Origin of the sequence: Anaerotruncus rubiinfantis, assembly GCF_900078395.1 — a bacterium.
GTDB classification, from domain to species: Bacteria; Bacillota; Clostridia; order Oscillospirales; family Ruminococcaceae; genus Anaerotruncus; species Anaerotruncus rubiinfantis.
Map to the genome: position 1 here is coordinate 490,082 of NZ_FKLA01000008.1, position 15,405 is coordinate 505,486.

At 48.2% G+C, this 15,405-nt stretch carries 12 protein-coding genes; 10 read left to right on the plus strand and 2 right to left on the minus strand.

Annotation, left to right across the window (positions count from 1 at the left end; translation table 11 throughout):
* Positions 1-73 precede the first annotated feature (73 nt).
* From BN4275_RS04840 to BN4275_RS04850, 3 genes are all read left to right on the plus strand, one after another.
* Entirely contained in the window at positions 74-1,216 is a 1,143-nt protein-coding gene (locus tag BN4275_RS04840; RefSeq protein WP_066454703.1) for a DUF4261 domain-containing protein, read from the plus strand.
* A 14-nt stretch (positions 1,217-1,230) separates the two neighbouring features.
* Positions 1,231-1,998, plus strand: a complete 768-nt coding sequence (locus tag BN4275_RS04845; protein ID WP_066454704.1) for a hypothetical protein — start codon at positions 1,231-1,233, stop codon at positions 1,996-1,998.
* 398 nt (positions 1,999-2,396) lie between these two features.
* A complete protein-coding gene (locus BN4275_RS04850) occupies positions 2,397-3,674 on the plus strand; it encodes a hypothetical protein (protein WP_066454705.1) in 1,278 nt (425 codons plus the stop codon).
* A gap of 281 nt (positions 3,675-3,955) precedes the next feature.
* On the opposite strand, the gene BN4275_RS04855 is transcribed toward BN4275_RS04850, so the two are convergent.
* Positions 3,956-4,762, minus strand: coding sequence for an HAD-IIB family hydrolase (locus tag BN4275_RS04855; RefSeq protein WP_066454706.1), 807 nt, complete (start codon positions 4,760-4,762; stop codon positions 3,956-3,958).
* A 17-nt stretch (positions 4,763-4,779) separates the two neighbouring features.
* On the minus strand, positions 4,780-5,799 hold the full coding sequence (locus BN4275_RS04860) for a zinc-dependent alcohol dehydrogenase (protein ID WP_066454709.1): 1,020 nt from the start codon (positions 5,797-5,799) through the stop codon (positions 4,780-4,782).
* Between the two features lie 216 nt (positions 5,800-6,015).
* Between BN4275_RS04860 and BN4275_RS04865 the strand changes: the two genes are divergently transcribed.
* From BN4275_RS04865 to BN4275_RS04895, 7 genes are all read left to right on the plus strand, one after another.
* Entirely contained in the window at positions 6,016-7,782 is a 1,767-nt protein-coding gene (locus tag BN4275_RS04865) for a sigma-54-dependent transcriptional regulator (protein ID WP_066454711.1), read from the plus strand.
* A gap of 430 nt (positions 7,783-8,212) precedes the next feature.
* A complete protein-coding gene (locus BN4275_RS04870; RefSeq protein WP_066454713.1) occupies positions 8,213-9,643 on the plus strand; it encodes an FAD-binding oxidoreductase in 1,431 nt (476 codons plus the stop codon).
* A 61-nt stretch (positions 9,644-9,704) separates the two neighbouring features.
* Entirely contained in the window at positions 9,705-10,811 is a 1,107-nt protein-coding gene (locus BN4275_RS04875) for a (Fe-S)-binding protein (protein WP_066454716.1), read from the plus strand.
* Positions 10,786-12,363 carry a xylulokinase gene (locus BN4275_RS04880; RefSeq protein ID WP_066454718.1) on the plus strand — a complete coding sequence of 526 codons (1,578 nt, stop codon included), beginning with the start codon at positions 10,786-10,788 and terminating at the stop codon, positions 12,361-12,363. Before BN4275_RS04875 ends, BN4275_RS04880 begins: the two co-directional genes overlap by 26 nt.
* 86 nt (positions 12,364-12,449) lie before the next feature.
* Complete coding sequence (locus tag BN4275_RS04885) at positions 12,450-13,505, plus strand: TRAP transporter substrate-binding protein (protein WP_066454730.1); 1,056 nt, start codon at positions 12,450-12,452, stop codon at positions 13,503-13,505.
* A 94-nt stretch (positions 13,506-13,599) separates the two neighbouring features.
* Positions 13,600-14,091 carry a TRAP transporter small permease gene (locus BN4275_RS04890; protein ID WP_066454733.1) on the plus strand — a complete coding sequence of 164 codons (492 nt, stop codon included), beginning with the start codon at positions 13,600-13,602 and terminating at the stop codon, positions 14,089-14,091.
* Position 14,092: 1 nt separating this feature from the next.
* The gene (locus tag BN4275_RS04895; RefSeq protein WP_066454739.1) at positions 14,093-15,373 is read left to right on the plus strand and encodes a TRAP transporter large permease; all 1,281 of its coding nucleotides are present in this window, start codon (positions 14,093-14,095) and stop codon (positions 15,371-15,373) included.
* Positions 15,374-15,405: the final 32 nt, after the last annotated feature.

The window sequence follows — 15,405 nt, forward strand, 5'->3', positions numbered from 1 at the left end:
GAATGACAAAACACGCAGCTGTTTATGCAGTGCGTATTTTGCAAGGGTGGATACCACCGAAAGGAGCCGAAGGATGGAAGGACAGCGAATTGCAGCGCAGCGGGCGATGACTGAATGGCTTGCGGACAAACATGAGCTTGGCCGTAGACCCGCAAAGATAGAATGCGCGGGGGAGTTCGACCTGCATGAGATGCACTACTATATTTTCAAATATAAGAAAAGCCTGCTGGGCAGATGGCTGTTGGGGGTCTGCGGCGGATATGAACCGGGCGAAACCGAGCACTGCGGCCACGTGTTCAGTGAGATGGAGCCTTACGACCCGGCAGATGCCCAAGAGAAGGCCGCCGCAATGGTCGAGATGATCCGCGAATACTGGATGCAGCGGGCCCAAGAGGAATCGGAACGCCGCGGGACCTGCCCGGACGCGGAAAATGACCCGGAGGCGCAGCGGGACGGCGCGGATAAAACCGGGCCGTTCGTGGGGTTTGTCCTGCTCGAGAATACCGCGTGGGATTTTGAAAAGCTCTGCGCGGATCTGGAAAACGAATGGGGTATCCGCTTCCCAAAAGAGGACAAATCCGCGTCATCGGAGGACAGGACCACCCTGGCCTTTGATGTGGATGGCATGATGGCGGCAATGAGCCTGATTTGCGCTCCGGTTCCGGACGGTGAAGCGGAACGCAACGCCGCGAACAACTTTCTGTGGAAGGACGGAGCGGCGGAGGTCAAAAAGCATCGGGCGCATATTATGACGGCGGTACTTCCGTGTGAAAAAAGCGCGATCGAAGCGGGAAAGCTGCTGGTGAAGCTCTGCGACGCCGCATCGCGGCAGCCGGGGGCGATCGGCGTCTACACCAGCGGGACGGTATTCCAGGCGGATGCCTATTGCGACGCCGCGCAGGAGATGAAAAACGGCCCGGATGAGCTGCCGGTGCTTGACTGGATCTATTTCGGCATCTATCCAAGCGAGGGCGGGATGAACGGTTACACCTACGGGATGACAGCCTTTGGCAAAGACGAAATCGAGGTCCTTGGCAGCAGGGCCGCGCCCGCGGATCTGTACGGGTTCCTGTTCGATGTGTCCTATTATGTGCTTTCATCGAATGTCACTCTGCGGGATGGAGAGACAATTGGTTTTTCCGAGCGGCAGAAGCTGCCGATCACCCGCTCAAAGGGCGTTTCGGTGGATGGCGACAGTTTAAAAATTGCATTTTAAAGAGGAGGAGACCTATGGGACTGGATATCTACGCGGGAACCCTGACCCGATACTATAACCACAATTGGAAGACCCAGGCGCAGCAGTTTGCGGAAGAAAATGGCTGGGGCTTCCAGACAATCCGGCCGGATGAACAGGACGGAGGGGACGCGGCAACTCCCGAAGAGGTGCTTGAAGGGATGTGCGGCTGGCGAGACGGAGTCGTGGCGGGGCTTTCCCAGGCATTGGGGGAACCGGTTGTTTCATGGACCGAGGATAATGAAAAAGCTTATCGTACCAACAAGCCCGACTGGGAGGCATATGGCTGTCTGGTGCTCTGTTCGGCCTGCTATCAGCTTGGGGAGCGGATGCCGCAGACAGTTGTGAAGGGCTGGAAATGGTATGAGGATCCGGTCATCCAGAAGGCACACGCGTCCAAAGAGTGCGGCGGGTCGCTGCTGTCCGGAGTGGAACTGTGGATTCCGTTGGATCAGGCGATCACTTTTGACTATTCTGATCCCTGCGGCGACAGCGCGCGGATCGGTACCATCGGCGGGTTGCTGGGAGAGCTCGATGCAATCAACGCGGGGATGTGGCAGGCCGACCGGGAAACGATTGTTTCCTGGCAAAAGAGCGAAGGATATCCACAGGATGCGCAAATTGTGGATGGAAAACTTGTTCCGACCGGTGAATCCTGTACTGAATTTGACGCACAGTCGCTTGCGAAATATGCGTTTTCAATTTTTTATGATTTGGCTGCTTATGCGCAGGACAACCGCTTGCCGTTCAAAATGGATTATTAAAAAACACGCCCGGAAGATTCCGGGCGTGTTTTTTTGATGCGCAAAAAGAAGACCCCTTAGGGGGTCCCACGGATATAGAAAGGTCGAGTGCTGGAAAAGCAGCCCAAATACGGGGATTGGAAAACGAAATGGGAAGAAAAGGGGAAGGGAACACAAAGCTGACAGGAAAATTAGCGGAAGTTGGACAAAAGGAGAGTGGATATCTGGGAATTATCATATTTGACACATTTTGATTTACTAAATAAAAGTTTATTGTGTATATTATACGACAATTATTACAATTTGGTAACAAAAACCTCTTGAAAATCTGTTGACTCTCCCGTATACTGAGACTCGTTCCAAGCGTGCCGCTCGTAAGGCCGCCGAACCAAAACTTATTTTTCAGGAGGAAACACCACATGAAAAAAGTGCTTGCATTACTGCTCGCCGCTTCCGCCGCCATGTCTGTCGGCGTGACTGCTCTGGCTGATGACGTAAATTCCATCGAAAACGAAACCAACTCCATCGTTACCCTCGAAGATTCTTCTTCCGAAGAATCCTCCAGCTCCTCGAGCGAAGAGTCCTCTTCCGAGTCTTCTTCCGAAGAGTCCAGCTCTTCCCAGGAAAGCTCTTCCGAGCCCACTTCTTCCGAAGGCAGCTCTTCCGAAGAGGAGGCTGATCCGAACGCCGAGCCTTCCGTGCTCTACTTCGGCGCTGACGAGGACACCGGTGCGACCCTGGACGATATCCTGGAGCCCGGCACCGAGTACAAATTCCCGGTAACCGTCAAGATCGGCGACAAGACCGTCCCGGTTTCCGACGAGCTGCTCAAGACCTACAAGTTCAGCTACTCCAAGGTTTCCACCAAAGGCATGAAGACCTTTGAGATCGATGACTACAAAGGCGTTTACTACCTCTATGTTGAGGCGAAAGACGCGACCCCGACCAAGCCGGTTGACGTCAAATACAACGTCAAGCTGGTCCGCAAGGCGAACAACCTGTCCGTCTTCTCCCAGGAAGTGAAGTTCCAGTACGGTTATGACGAGGCTGAGCACGATTATGTCACCGGCCTGGACGAAGGCGACGTCGTCGAGATCGACAACTCCCGCCCGGTCATCACCGCTTCCCAGTTCAACAAGATCGCCAAGATCAACAACTACAAGAACGTCACCCTCGCGGGCAGCGATTGGGAATTCACCGTCAATGTGACCGATGAGTCCACCAAGAACATGCTCTCGAACAACGCGGGCGTCAAGGAGATCCTCTCCAAGTTCGACGACCAGGACTTCAAGTTCTATAACTTCCCGGGCCGTCCGAGCTTCTCCGCAACCGGCCGTGTCGTGCTGGATGTTGAGGACATCGTCGATGATTTCGACAAGATGTACACCTACCGCTATGCGGATGGCAAGCTCTACAAACTCAACGCCACCTTTGACGGCGATGAGAGCACCCTGTCCTTCCGCACCAACAAGCTGGACACCTTCGTTGTCACCAACAAGCTGATCAAAGACGGCACTGTTGTGACCGAAGCGGACACCAGCGACAAGGACGATGAGGGCCAGAACAACGGCTCCTCCAACTCCGACAAGAACAACCCGGGCACCGGTGCGAGCGACATGATCAACATGGCTGTTATGGCCGCGATCGCTTCCCTCGCCGGCGCTGGCGCCATCGCTGTCAAGAAGGCTTCCAAATAAGTTCTTTCTGACTGCTTCGGAGCAGGGCGGACGAAAGTCCGCCCTGCCTTTTTAATTTTTGCCAATGGGGGATAGGGGTGTCCCAGAAGTACCGATACCGCCTCTTTACATCTTTATAAACGACTTCTGTTGACTATGCGCATCCGTTGGGATGGGAACGCAAAAATGCCCGCACGTGGCGGGCATTTGCGGAGAGACGATATGAATTCCTGCCCGGGGCATCGGGCAGTGAAGACAGCTTAACATACTTTATCAGGACTTCGCCCCTGATTCGTTCTTACTTAGTAAAGCGCATCCAAATACTGTATAACATCGAATAATGCGCCGGTGTCACAGGAGCTTACAACACGTCCGATCTCTTTCGCCTTCGGAACGCCATTTTCAGGGACAAATGCCTGTTCAACCTCACGAAACATTGAAAAGTCATTATAGTTGTCGCCTACCGCATAGAATCGCTTTTTTTGGGGGTAGTATTGCTTCAAAAATCTGACAGCCGCCCCTTTATCGCTTTGCAGGCTAAAGATTTCAAGAAAGACATCGCCTGAAGGAACCGCCTGAAACATATTCGGAAATGTCTCAAGCAGGCTGTGCTGCACGGCGCGGGTTTCCTGATGGCTGCCGGTGACGAACATCTTTAAAATTCCAGTTTCGGGAATATCTTTCACGGAAACATACTGAGGCGTTTCATGAAGCATTTTGATATGCATCTGCGTAATTTCGCTGTCCTGGAGAACGAATGCCTGATCGATCGTATAGCATTCAATTCCAATTTCCGAAAAATCGTCAAGTAAAAATTGGAGAACTCGATGCATTCCGGCAGGCAGTACATCGGCATGCAGCGCAGCTTGCTGTGTAGGGTCGTAAATCAAGGCACCATTAAAATAGATAGTGGGCATGCTGTGGTCTGGGAGGATTTCCCAAATATGTCTTGCTCCGTTTTTGGGCCTTCCTGTAGCAAGTACAAAAGAACCTCCTTGTTCCATAAAATATCGAAGCGCTTCTATGTTTTTTTGCGGGATTTGATTCGATTGATCCAGCAACGTTCCATCTCCATCGCTGATGAGCATGATATCCCGAAATTTTTTCATGGATACAGCCTCCATATTTATTCCGAAAAAGTCATCAAAATTTTAATGATGTCCCCTTTTTTCTCGCTGAGCATTTGCAATGCTTCCTGGGTTTGGGACAAATCTATTTTTTGTGTGACAAACATTGTTAAATCCAGACCATTGTTGATCATATTGGCCGCCATAGCGAAATGTTCCGAAGAATAGGTCATAGCGCCAACCAGGCGCTGCTCATTGAGAACCACGCTATAGCTATAAAACGGAATTTTTTCGGTGACCATTGCCACCATGCAGATTTCTCCACGTTTTTTTACAGAAGCGCTGGCTTGATCAAGAATATTTCCTGCTCCTGCGGCGATGAGAGCGGCATCGACTCCGCCGCCGTTGATCCGCTTTACTTCATTTGGGACATCAACTTTCGACGGATCTAGTGCGATTGCTCCAAGTTTTTCTGCTGACTTCCGGTTGAAGGGCGCCGTATCTGTACAGATGACGGTTTTATATCCCATCTGCTTTGCAACGGTCAGGCACAGCAGCCCGATCGTTCCTGCGCCTAGAATGAGAATACTGTCTTTTGATACGCCGCTTAATTGATGCATTGCATGAACGGCTACAGCCAACGGTTCAATTAAGGTTCCTATTTCAAAGGAAACAGAATCCGCCAAAGGGTAGAGCACTGATTCTGGTGCAACAAAATATTCAGCAAATGTCCCAAGCCACTGATCTGTACCGGGCACTATTTTATGTATGCAGTGGTTTACCATTCCATTGCGGCAAAATTCACATTGGCCACAACCGATCTGCGGTTCAACCGTGACCCGATCTCCCACCTTGAATTTCGAGACGTCAGCGCCAACCTCCACAATCGTACCTGCAACTTCGTGCCCCAATATAGCCGGAGGATTGCGGAACGCGTGAGTCCCTCGGAACAGATGAAGATCCGATCCGCATACACCTGCATTTTTCACTTGAATCAGAACTTCTTGAGGTCTACAGGCCGGACAAGGAATATCTTGAATCTCGACATGATAAGGTTCTGTTACAAACGCAGCTTTCATGATAGGATACAACCCCTTTTTTCTGTATGGTAAATTAACAGTTTTCTTTTTTCATTATAGAAAAGGAATGGATGGCTTTCAACTGTCGCGATTGGAAATAGTGTTTCAAATATAAACATATTATTATTTTTTTCATCTTATCGATTTATTTTAAAATATATGATATACTGGTCACATATTCCCCAAAATATAAAGCGGAGAGGGGTTGTGCCAGGAATGAAGCGGATTAAATTGTTAGCAATTGTTCCCTATGAAGGTTTGCGAGAGATCATCAACGAGTCTGCGAAAGCATTTGCTGATTTAGAAGTAGATACGTATATTGGAGATATGTACGAAGGCCTGCATATTGCTCAAGAGCTGCAGCATAATGGCTATGTTGCAATTATTTCCCGTGCAGGCACTGCGGAGCTTATTGAGACGGTTGCAAATATTCCCGTGATCCGAATCCAAATTTCGGTATGTGATATGCTCCGTGCCATCAAACTCGCTCAAAATTATATTGGAGAATCTGCGGTTGTCGGATTCAAAGCGATTGGCGATTGCGCCAAATCCATCTCAGATTTGATGCAATATTCTCTGGAAATCCATACGATTGATTCGGAAGACGATCTTAAAAATTGTTTCAGCGATTTGAAGGAACAAGGCATTAGCTTAATTATTGGCGATGTTATCACCACCTTGCACGCAAAACACTATGGGTTTAATACCATATTGGTCATGTCTGGCCGGGAAAGTGTAGACGCTGCTTTAGCGCAGGTTATTAACTGGTATGATACGATTGCCGAGAGCCGGCAATATGTTCAGGCGTATCGTAGCATTTTAGATCATTCCATGGAAATTACCCTTGTTTTCAACCAAAATGGGGATCTCTTTTATATGACACCTCAATTGCCAGTAGAAGATGAGCGACATTTGTCCATGTTTTTGTCGAAGTATGTTCCCGCACTGCAGGAAAGAGGGCGCATTTCTCTACTCAAAAAAGTGGGGAAAAATTATTGGAATATCCATGGCCACTGTATCGAATCTAAAAATCTGGTGGCATTTTACTGCAAACGTGGCGATGTCATTGGCAAGATTGACAGAGGATCTTTGACCTACCGGAACTACGATGATCTGCCCTACATAAATTTTGAAACATTTTATGCAAAATCGCCATGTCTAAAGGAAACGCTTGAAAATGCCAGAAAATACGGGGACTCCGCACTCCCCGTGATTATTTTTGGCGGAGTAGGTTCTGGAAAAGATGCGATTGCATATGCCACAAGCAGTAGAGGAGCGCTGCGGGATGCGCCATTTGTGAAGCTGGATTGTCAATTTATTGACGATAAACAATGGAAAATACTGCTTAAAGATCCGGACTCTCCTCTTGGCTATGAAAATTATACGATTTACATCAAAAATATGCAGTGCCTTTCCGAACAGCAAGCTTTGGCACTGGAAACTTATTTTGATAATACCTTGGTTTATAAAAGGAATCGATTACTTTTTTCTTATATTCCAAAAGCGCAAAATGCCTTTGAAAAGAGCACGCTTTTAGACTATATTTATGATAAAATTGGGGCGTTGCCTCTGTCGGCGCCCCGGCTTGATGAATATGCAGAAGATATCTCGAGCTTAGCTAGTATCTATTTGAATGAGTTAAATGTCCAGTTTGGCCGGCAAGTCATTGGATTTGAGGCGGGAGCCATTGAGATGATGGGAAATTTCCATTGGTTTGGAAATCTAAAACAGTTTCGCCATGTTATGAGAGAACTTATTATTCTTACAGAAGGCGATTACATTTCGAAAGCTGCTGTTGCTGCCGCTTTACAAAAGCAACTTGCACGCAACCTAATAGAAACGCCAAGCTTGGCATTGAATGGTACGTTATCAGATATAGAAAATAGCATTATACGCGCGGTTTTGGAAGAGGAAGGGATGAATCAATCAAAGGCTGCGAAACGTCTCGGTATTAGCCGGAGTACGCTTTGGCGTAAATTGTAGGACTCTAAGATCGACTTTACAATATTACAGTTTCCTTGCAGTTTGGATATCTCACTAAAATGTGTTTGATAACAATACGTTTTAGTGAGATATTTTTTTATTTTTTCAAATTGTTTCAAAATACTACGTTTTTGGGCAAGGAGTAAATTGACGCTTCAATTGTCTTAATTTAATATAAAGACACCGGGTCCTGGTCTTATTTTAGTGAATCCATCCAATTCTTTTTGGCGAACCACTTATAATTTTTTGGAAAATCAGAGCGCAGGATCGGGGAAGAGGTGTAAGTAGATCGATCGCTTTCCCTTTATTTGCAGATACCCGTAAATGTTTTCAATTATGAAAACAACTTCTACCTTCGGTAAACTTGTGCAGAAGCGCATGACTTTGAGCCCACAAAAAAATGATATTTTATTGAAAGGAGTTTTATTAAATGGAAATGAACGAAATTTTGTGGACAACAATTCGTTCCGAATTGGAGGATGCTGTAGGGCCGGACAATGTGGATTGCTCCATTGCAGACCGTATCACGCATGGAGTGGACGGTTTTTGGATCTCTCACATGCTCGTCGCCAACAACCGAATTCCTCCGATGCCCGATTTTGTTGTGCGGCCTAACTCCACAGAAGAAGTTGCTAAGGTCTTAAAGATCGCTAACTATTACAAGATTTCCGTGATCCCCTTTGGTGGCGCTTCGGGTTCTCAGGGTGGCATCGTTCCTGTCAGCGGAGGTGGAATCGCAATTGATATGAAGCGGATGTCCCGGATTCTGGAATTTGACGAGCAGTCCAATGTTGTCACCTGTGAAACAGGCATCAATTTCCAGCAGTTGGAGTGGTATGTCAACGAGAGAGGCTATTCCACTATGCATATTCCAAGCGCAATCACCTGCGGCACCGTTGGCGGTTTTTTGGCAAACAACGGCATGGGCGTTTTATCCACCAAATACGGAAAGATCGAAGATCAGTGTATAAGCGTGGAAATGGTACTGCCCAGCGGTCAAATTTTGCACACTGCTCCTGTCCCGAAACATTCCTCCGGCCCAGATATGAAGGCCCTGTTTATTGGCTCTGAGGGTACCTTTGGCATAATGACAAAAGCAAGTTTCAAGCTGTTCAAGCTGCCTGAAGCGCGCCTTTTTCGCGGTTTCCTTTTCCCCGATCTTACCAGTGGTATCGCAGCTGTTCGCGAAATGCTTCATGAATATAAGCCTTCGTTGATTCGTCTCTATGACGAAAGCGAAACCACCTCCATCATTAAGAAAATCGTGGGTGTCGGCCGTAAGGGCGCATTTATGAATATGGGTGTGGAAGGCCCTCGGGAGATTGCGGAAATTGAACTGCGCCGTTCCATTGAAATCTGTGCCAAACATGGTGGGGAGGATATGGGTTCTGAGTATGGCGAAAAGTGGTGGGAGAGCCGTGTTACATTCTTTTATCCCGACCATGTTTTTGCATATCCCCAGATGTTCGGTACCATTGACACTTTGGCTCGGTATAGCAAAATTGAGAATATCTACTGGGCTATGAAAGATGCCATTGAAAGCAAATATGACAACGTCAGATTTCTTGCGCACTTTTCTCACTGGTATGACTGGGGCGCAATGATGTATGGCCGATTCGTGGTGAACAATCCTACGGTGGTGGAACCCATTGAGGCTATTCGGTTACATAACCAGATGTGGCAGACTGGCCTGCATGCTGCGATTCAAGCCGGTGGTGTGGTTAATGACCATCATGGCACGGGACTTAAGCTTGGTAAGTTTATGAAGGAACAGTATGGCTCCGATATGTTCGTATTCGAAGGCCTGAAAAAAATGTTTGATCCCAATGGAATAATGAATCCTTACAAGATGGGCGTTTAATATTGGATTTCCGATAAGCTCCAATCATTTCAATTATTCATATAAGTAGGAGGATGAATCCATGTTTTCTCAGGATGCAAAAAATCATATTGCAGCTTGCCGTATCTGCTTCATGTGCCGGCACCTTTGCCCTATTGGTCTGGCAACCGGAAAAGAGGCGCACACGCCTCGTGGCAGAGCTATATTGGCTCAGTACAGTGATGGTTCTAATCAGGGTGCGGAAATTTTTAAAGAATCTGTTATTGATTTCTATCAGTGCGCCCTTTGCAACGCTTGCGCCGATTGGTGTGAAACCAGCTACGAGCCTGCCAAGTTTATCCGGGAGGCAAGACGCGAAGCGGTAGCGCAAAATGTGCTGCCTGAAAAAGTAGCTCCTGTTGTTGATCAGGTGTTGTCCACTGGCAGCCTGTTCGCAGAGAAAGAGGATATTGCCGCTTCGGCCGACGGCCTGCCCAAAACAGCGGATGTACTGCTTGTGCTGGGCGACACTGCCCGGGCCAAGACACCACAGATTGCAAAAGCTGTTGTCAGTCTGCTGAAAAAAGCTGGTGTCGATTTTACTCTATTGCGCGACGAACCGCCTGTTGGCGCCATGATGTACGATCTGATTGGTGAAACCGCTGAAGTCCAGGCTACGGCTAACACTTTCGCACAGGCTGTCGCTGAAACAAATTGTAAGCATGTGGTCGTTTTGGATCCCGCCGATGCAAAGATTCTTCTGGCGGATTATCCACGCTGGGATTGTACGCTGTCCGCGGAAGTACATACGGCGACTGCATATGTCGCTCAGCTTCTGAAAGAGAACAAGCTGGTTATTACAAAAAAAGCCGCCGATCAGAAGGTATGCTACCACGATCCCTGCCGGCTGGCACGTGATCTGGATGAGACGGAGCCCGCACGGGAAATCATTGCCGCTATGGGTGCCGAGATGCATGAAATTTTCCTGAATAAGACGAATACCAGATGCTGTGGCGGAGAATGTGTAGCTGCACACTCTCCCGAGATTACCAAGATGACTGCGAATGCGCGGCTTGTGCAGGCAAAAGATACGGGTGCCGAGACGATGCTTTGTGCTTGCCCAGGATGCTATGACATCTTTAGCGCCGGCCGTACAGAGAATTCCATTGAAATTGAGGATATCTTTGTTCTTCTTGACCGCTGTTGCTAAAAAAGAACCGAAGAAAGGGGATGTACACTGGATGAATAGTTATACAATCGGTGTAGACTTTGGCGGAGGCGCGGCAAAAGCGACTCTGCTCAGAGAAGATGGTACTGTTGTCACGATTTCTCAGCGTGAATATCCCACATACTACCCCGAGAACGGGTGGGCAGAGCATGACCCGGATGGACACTATGATGCGTTATGCTATTGCATTCGCACATTATTCGAGAAGTCCGGTGTTGCCCCGGATGCAGTGTCAGCTCTGGCAATTTCTGCGGGGTCTCAGCAAGCTGTCTATCTGGACGAAAACGACAGGCCCGTCCGCCGGGCGATCTATTGGAGTGATAATCGGGGCGCGGCCTATGCGCAGGACCTGTGGCAAAATCATCGTGACCTGGTATATTCCCAGTGCTTTAATGTGGCGGCTCCCAGCCGAACATTGACACATATGATGTGGATCCGGGATCATGAACCGGAGAATTATAAACGCATCAAAAAAATTCTGTTTATGAAGGACTACATTCGTTACCGTCTCACTGGCGACTTTGTCACCGACTTTATCGATGCTATGGGATCTTTGATGATGGATGTCCCAAATCGGAGATGGTCGGAGGAGCTCTGTGCTTTTGCGGGGCTCTCTCCCTCCATCTTGCCCAAGATTATCAATCCCGAGGATATCATCGGACCACTTACGCCGCAGGCGATCGCTGACACAGGTCTTAGCCCGCGCACAAAGGTCGTGACAGGATCGACAGATACGGTGCTGGAAGTCTATGCCAATGGAGCGATCAGTCAGGGGGACGCCACCATCAAGTTGGCGACAGCCGGTCGGATTTGTGTCATCACAGACCGGCATTTGGACGATCCCATGCTTATCAACTACCTGCACCTAGTCCCAGGCCTGTGGTATCCAGGAGCTGGCACCAAATCATGTGCATCTTCCTTCAGATGGTACCGGGATACGCTATCAGCAGGGGAGATGATGCAGGCGGAAAAAGACGGGCGGGACGCTTATGATCTGATGGATGAAATGGCGGCCGCCATACCTCCGGGGAGCGACGATCTCTACTTCCATCCCTATTTGCAAGGAGAAAACACCCCTTATTATGACAGTGACCTAAGGGCAAGCTTTATAGGCGCACGCCTTTTCCATACAAAGGCGCATTTTACAAGAGCGGTGCTGGAAGGCGTTGGTTACTCGATGAAGGACAGCCTTGACCGAGTGGTGAGCACGGGCGCAACGGTCAAACAGGCAAATATTCTGGGAGGCGGCGCAAAGTCTCCACTGTGGCGTCAAATCATTGCTGATATGCTGGGCGTAGAGCTTGTTATGACAAAAAACAGCGACTCTTCTCTGGGTGCGGCGATGTTGGCAGGCGTGGGAATCGGAATGTTTTCCTCTTATGAGAGCAGCGTGAAAACCTGCGTGAAACATGATCCCACAGTTCATGTGGTTCCAAATCCGGAGACGGCGGGGATTTATGCGGAGAAATTTAAAATCTATAGGGAAATCCATGATGCAATGGCCCCGGTTTATAAAAAGATCAGCAGACCATGATCTCCAATATCTAAAGTCTTGATAAAGCAAAAGCTTATGTCCTATAAACAAAAATTTTACCTCAAAAAAGAAAGGACTGCACTGATATGAAAAAGAGAATCGTTGCCTTGTTGTTAAGTGGATTGACTCTCGCATTACTTGTTGCGTGCGGAAACAACAATCAGCCCGCGGCCAGTGACAGTACAGCCAGCAGCCCCGAAACAGCGGGTAGTGGAGAAGTGTATGAGCTGTCTCTGGGCCATATCCAAAACCCTGGACATGACCTGTATATTGCAATCGAAAATTTTGCCAAGGCAATGGAAGAACAGTCAAATGGAAAAGTAAAGATCACTGTTTATCCTAGCAGCCAATTGGGCACTGAACGGGAAATGATTGAGCAGTGCATCATGGGAACTCTGGATATCACTCACAGCGATCCTGCAGGGTGGTCTACCGGACTTAGCCTGCCTGAAGTAGGCGTATTTGGGCTTCCGTTTCTCTATGATGGACTGGAGTCTCAAAAAGCGCTAATCGAAGAGGTGGCGCTGGAAGAACTTCAGAATCGTATGATTCCGAAAGGAGTACATCCATTCTTGATTTATTCCAACGGTATCCGTCACACCATCTGTAAAACCAAACCGATCAATACGATGGAGGATCTGTCAGGTCTGAAGATGCGCTGCCCCGAAAATCCTCTGTTTGTTGACACTTGGAATCTTTTGAAATGCCAATCTGTTACCATGCCTTGGGGGGAAGTTTATACGGGCCTTTCTCAAGGGGTTGCGGATGCGGCCGAAGCTGACGCTGTCGGTATTGTGAATACGAACCTGCAGGAAGTGGGCAAGTATTATTCCCGCACAGCACACATGGGCGGCTTGTTTATCATCTCCATGAATGTGGACAAGTGGAACAGCCTTCCTGCGGATATCCAGCAGCTGTTCGTCAAAGTGGCTACCGAAAGTTCGGAAATGCAGATCAAGAATCGCAAAACCTCCGATGATGCGGCCGAAAAGGCCATTGCTGATGCGGGTGTGCAGATCAACGACGTCAGCGCCGAAGAGCGCCAAAAGATGCGTGAAGCAGTCCAGCCTATGTATGATGAATATATCGAACAGTACAATATGGAAGATCTTGTCAAACGTATGATGGAGGTTGTTGGATAACTGAAGTTACAACGTTCTCCTTCCTTCGTTGTGTAGGCCGAAAATGTTTTCGGTCTACACAACAATTTTCACAAGGATCATCAGGAGGAATGTTATGAAAAATTTTGAAAAAATCGATAGAGGATTTGAGACGGTACAGACCATGATCAGTATGATATTTTTTATCATCATGCTGTTTCTGGGCGCCGTGCAAGTAATTGGGCGGTACGCGTTCAGCGCTTCTCCGCCTTGGTGTGAGGAACTGATCCGTTTTTCCTGTATTTGGATGGTGTTCATTGGCTCTGGGCTGACCATTCGGGATGACGCCCACGTATCGGTAGATATCCTGCTTGGCTTTATGAAGAACAACAAGGCTCGTTGTTGGCTGTATGTTATTTCCCGATTAACTGCCGTTGTCTTTCTGATTCTATTTTTCCCGGCTTCCATTGATCTGATAGTTAGATCTGGATCTTCGCGAGCCGCTGCGCTTCCGCTTCCTTATACTTATGTCTATTTGGCAATCCCGGTAGGTATTGTAAGTATGCTGCTTTCTTATGTCAGCGCAATCCCCAAATATTCCATCAAATATAAGAAAGGAGAGCTGTAGGATGCTTGTATTTGCAGCGGTTAGTCTTTTGCTCTTCCTTGTAATTGGAGTTCCGGTTAGTTTTGCAATTGGCCTTTCGGGAGTCCTGGCGCTGATGTTTTGCAGCGATGTACCAATCCTGATGGCGGTACAACAAATGGTTCGAGGGATGAATTCCTTTCCAATGATGGCAGGTCCTTTTTTTATTCTTGCAGGTGAAATTTTGGGCGGTGCCAGATTGTCAGAACGGATCATTAATTTTGCCAGATCCCTTGTATCATGGGCAAGAGGTGGTTTGGGATATGTGTGTGTCGTTGCAAACATGATTTTTGCCGGTATTTCAGGTTCCGGCGCCGCCACCATGAGCGCAATCGGTTCTCTTACTGTTCCAGAGCTGGATAAGGCAGGCTATGAACGGCCATTTGTTGCCGCGCTGATTGCGGGTTCCGGTTCCTTAGGCCCCATTATTCCTCCCAGCGTGAATATGATTGTCTATGGTTCATTGACTGGGTATTCCATTGGTAAACTGTTTATCGGCGGCCTTGGCCCCGGAATCCTGATTGGTTTATTTTTGATGGTTTTCTGTTATTTTTATGCACGCAAAAAAAATATTGATCCGCCTGCCGCCCGCTTTGACTGGCGGGCTTTGTGGAAGAGTTTCAAAGACGCCTTCTTTGCATTGGTTACTCCGCTGATCATCATCGGAGGCGTGATCACCGGCATTTTCACTGCGACAGAAGCCGGTATCATCGCATGTTTATATGGCCTTATCTGCGGTTTCTTTTTCTATAAAACACTGACGATCAAGGATATGGTTCCCATTTTCAGACGTGCGATTTCCTCTTCTGCCATGCTGATTGTGTTGATGGGTATTGCCAATATCTATTCTTACATTTTTGCAAAGGAAGCTGTGGGAGACAGCATCAAGGAATTCCTTTTGGGCGTGTCCAGCGATCCGACGGTGATCGTTCTGCTCGTTATCGGTATTATGCTGGTAATTGGCTGCTTCATGGAAACAGTGGCCGCGATGGTTGTTATTCTTCCCGTCATTTATCCCATCGTTATGAGTTTGGGCGTAGACCCGCTTGTATTCGGCGTGCTGTTCTCCATCTCCACCGTGGTAGGAGGGCTAACCCCGCCTGTGGGGCTGTATCTTTTCCTCTCCATGAATATGACCAAAGCTCCCTTCAAGAGCGTCATTCGTTATATGTATCCGGTTGTGGGAATTGTGCTGCTGGTTATGATTTTGATTCTCATATTCCCGGCAATCGCGACATTCATGCCGGATTTGCTCATGGGATAGTATTTTGTGTCCACATCTGATTGATTTCGAGG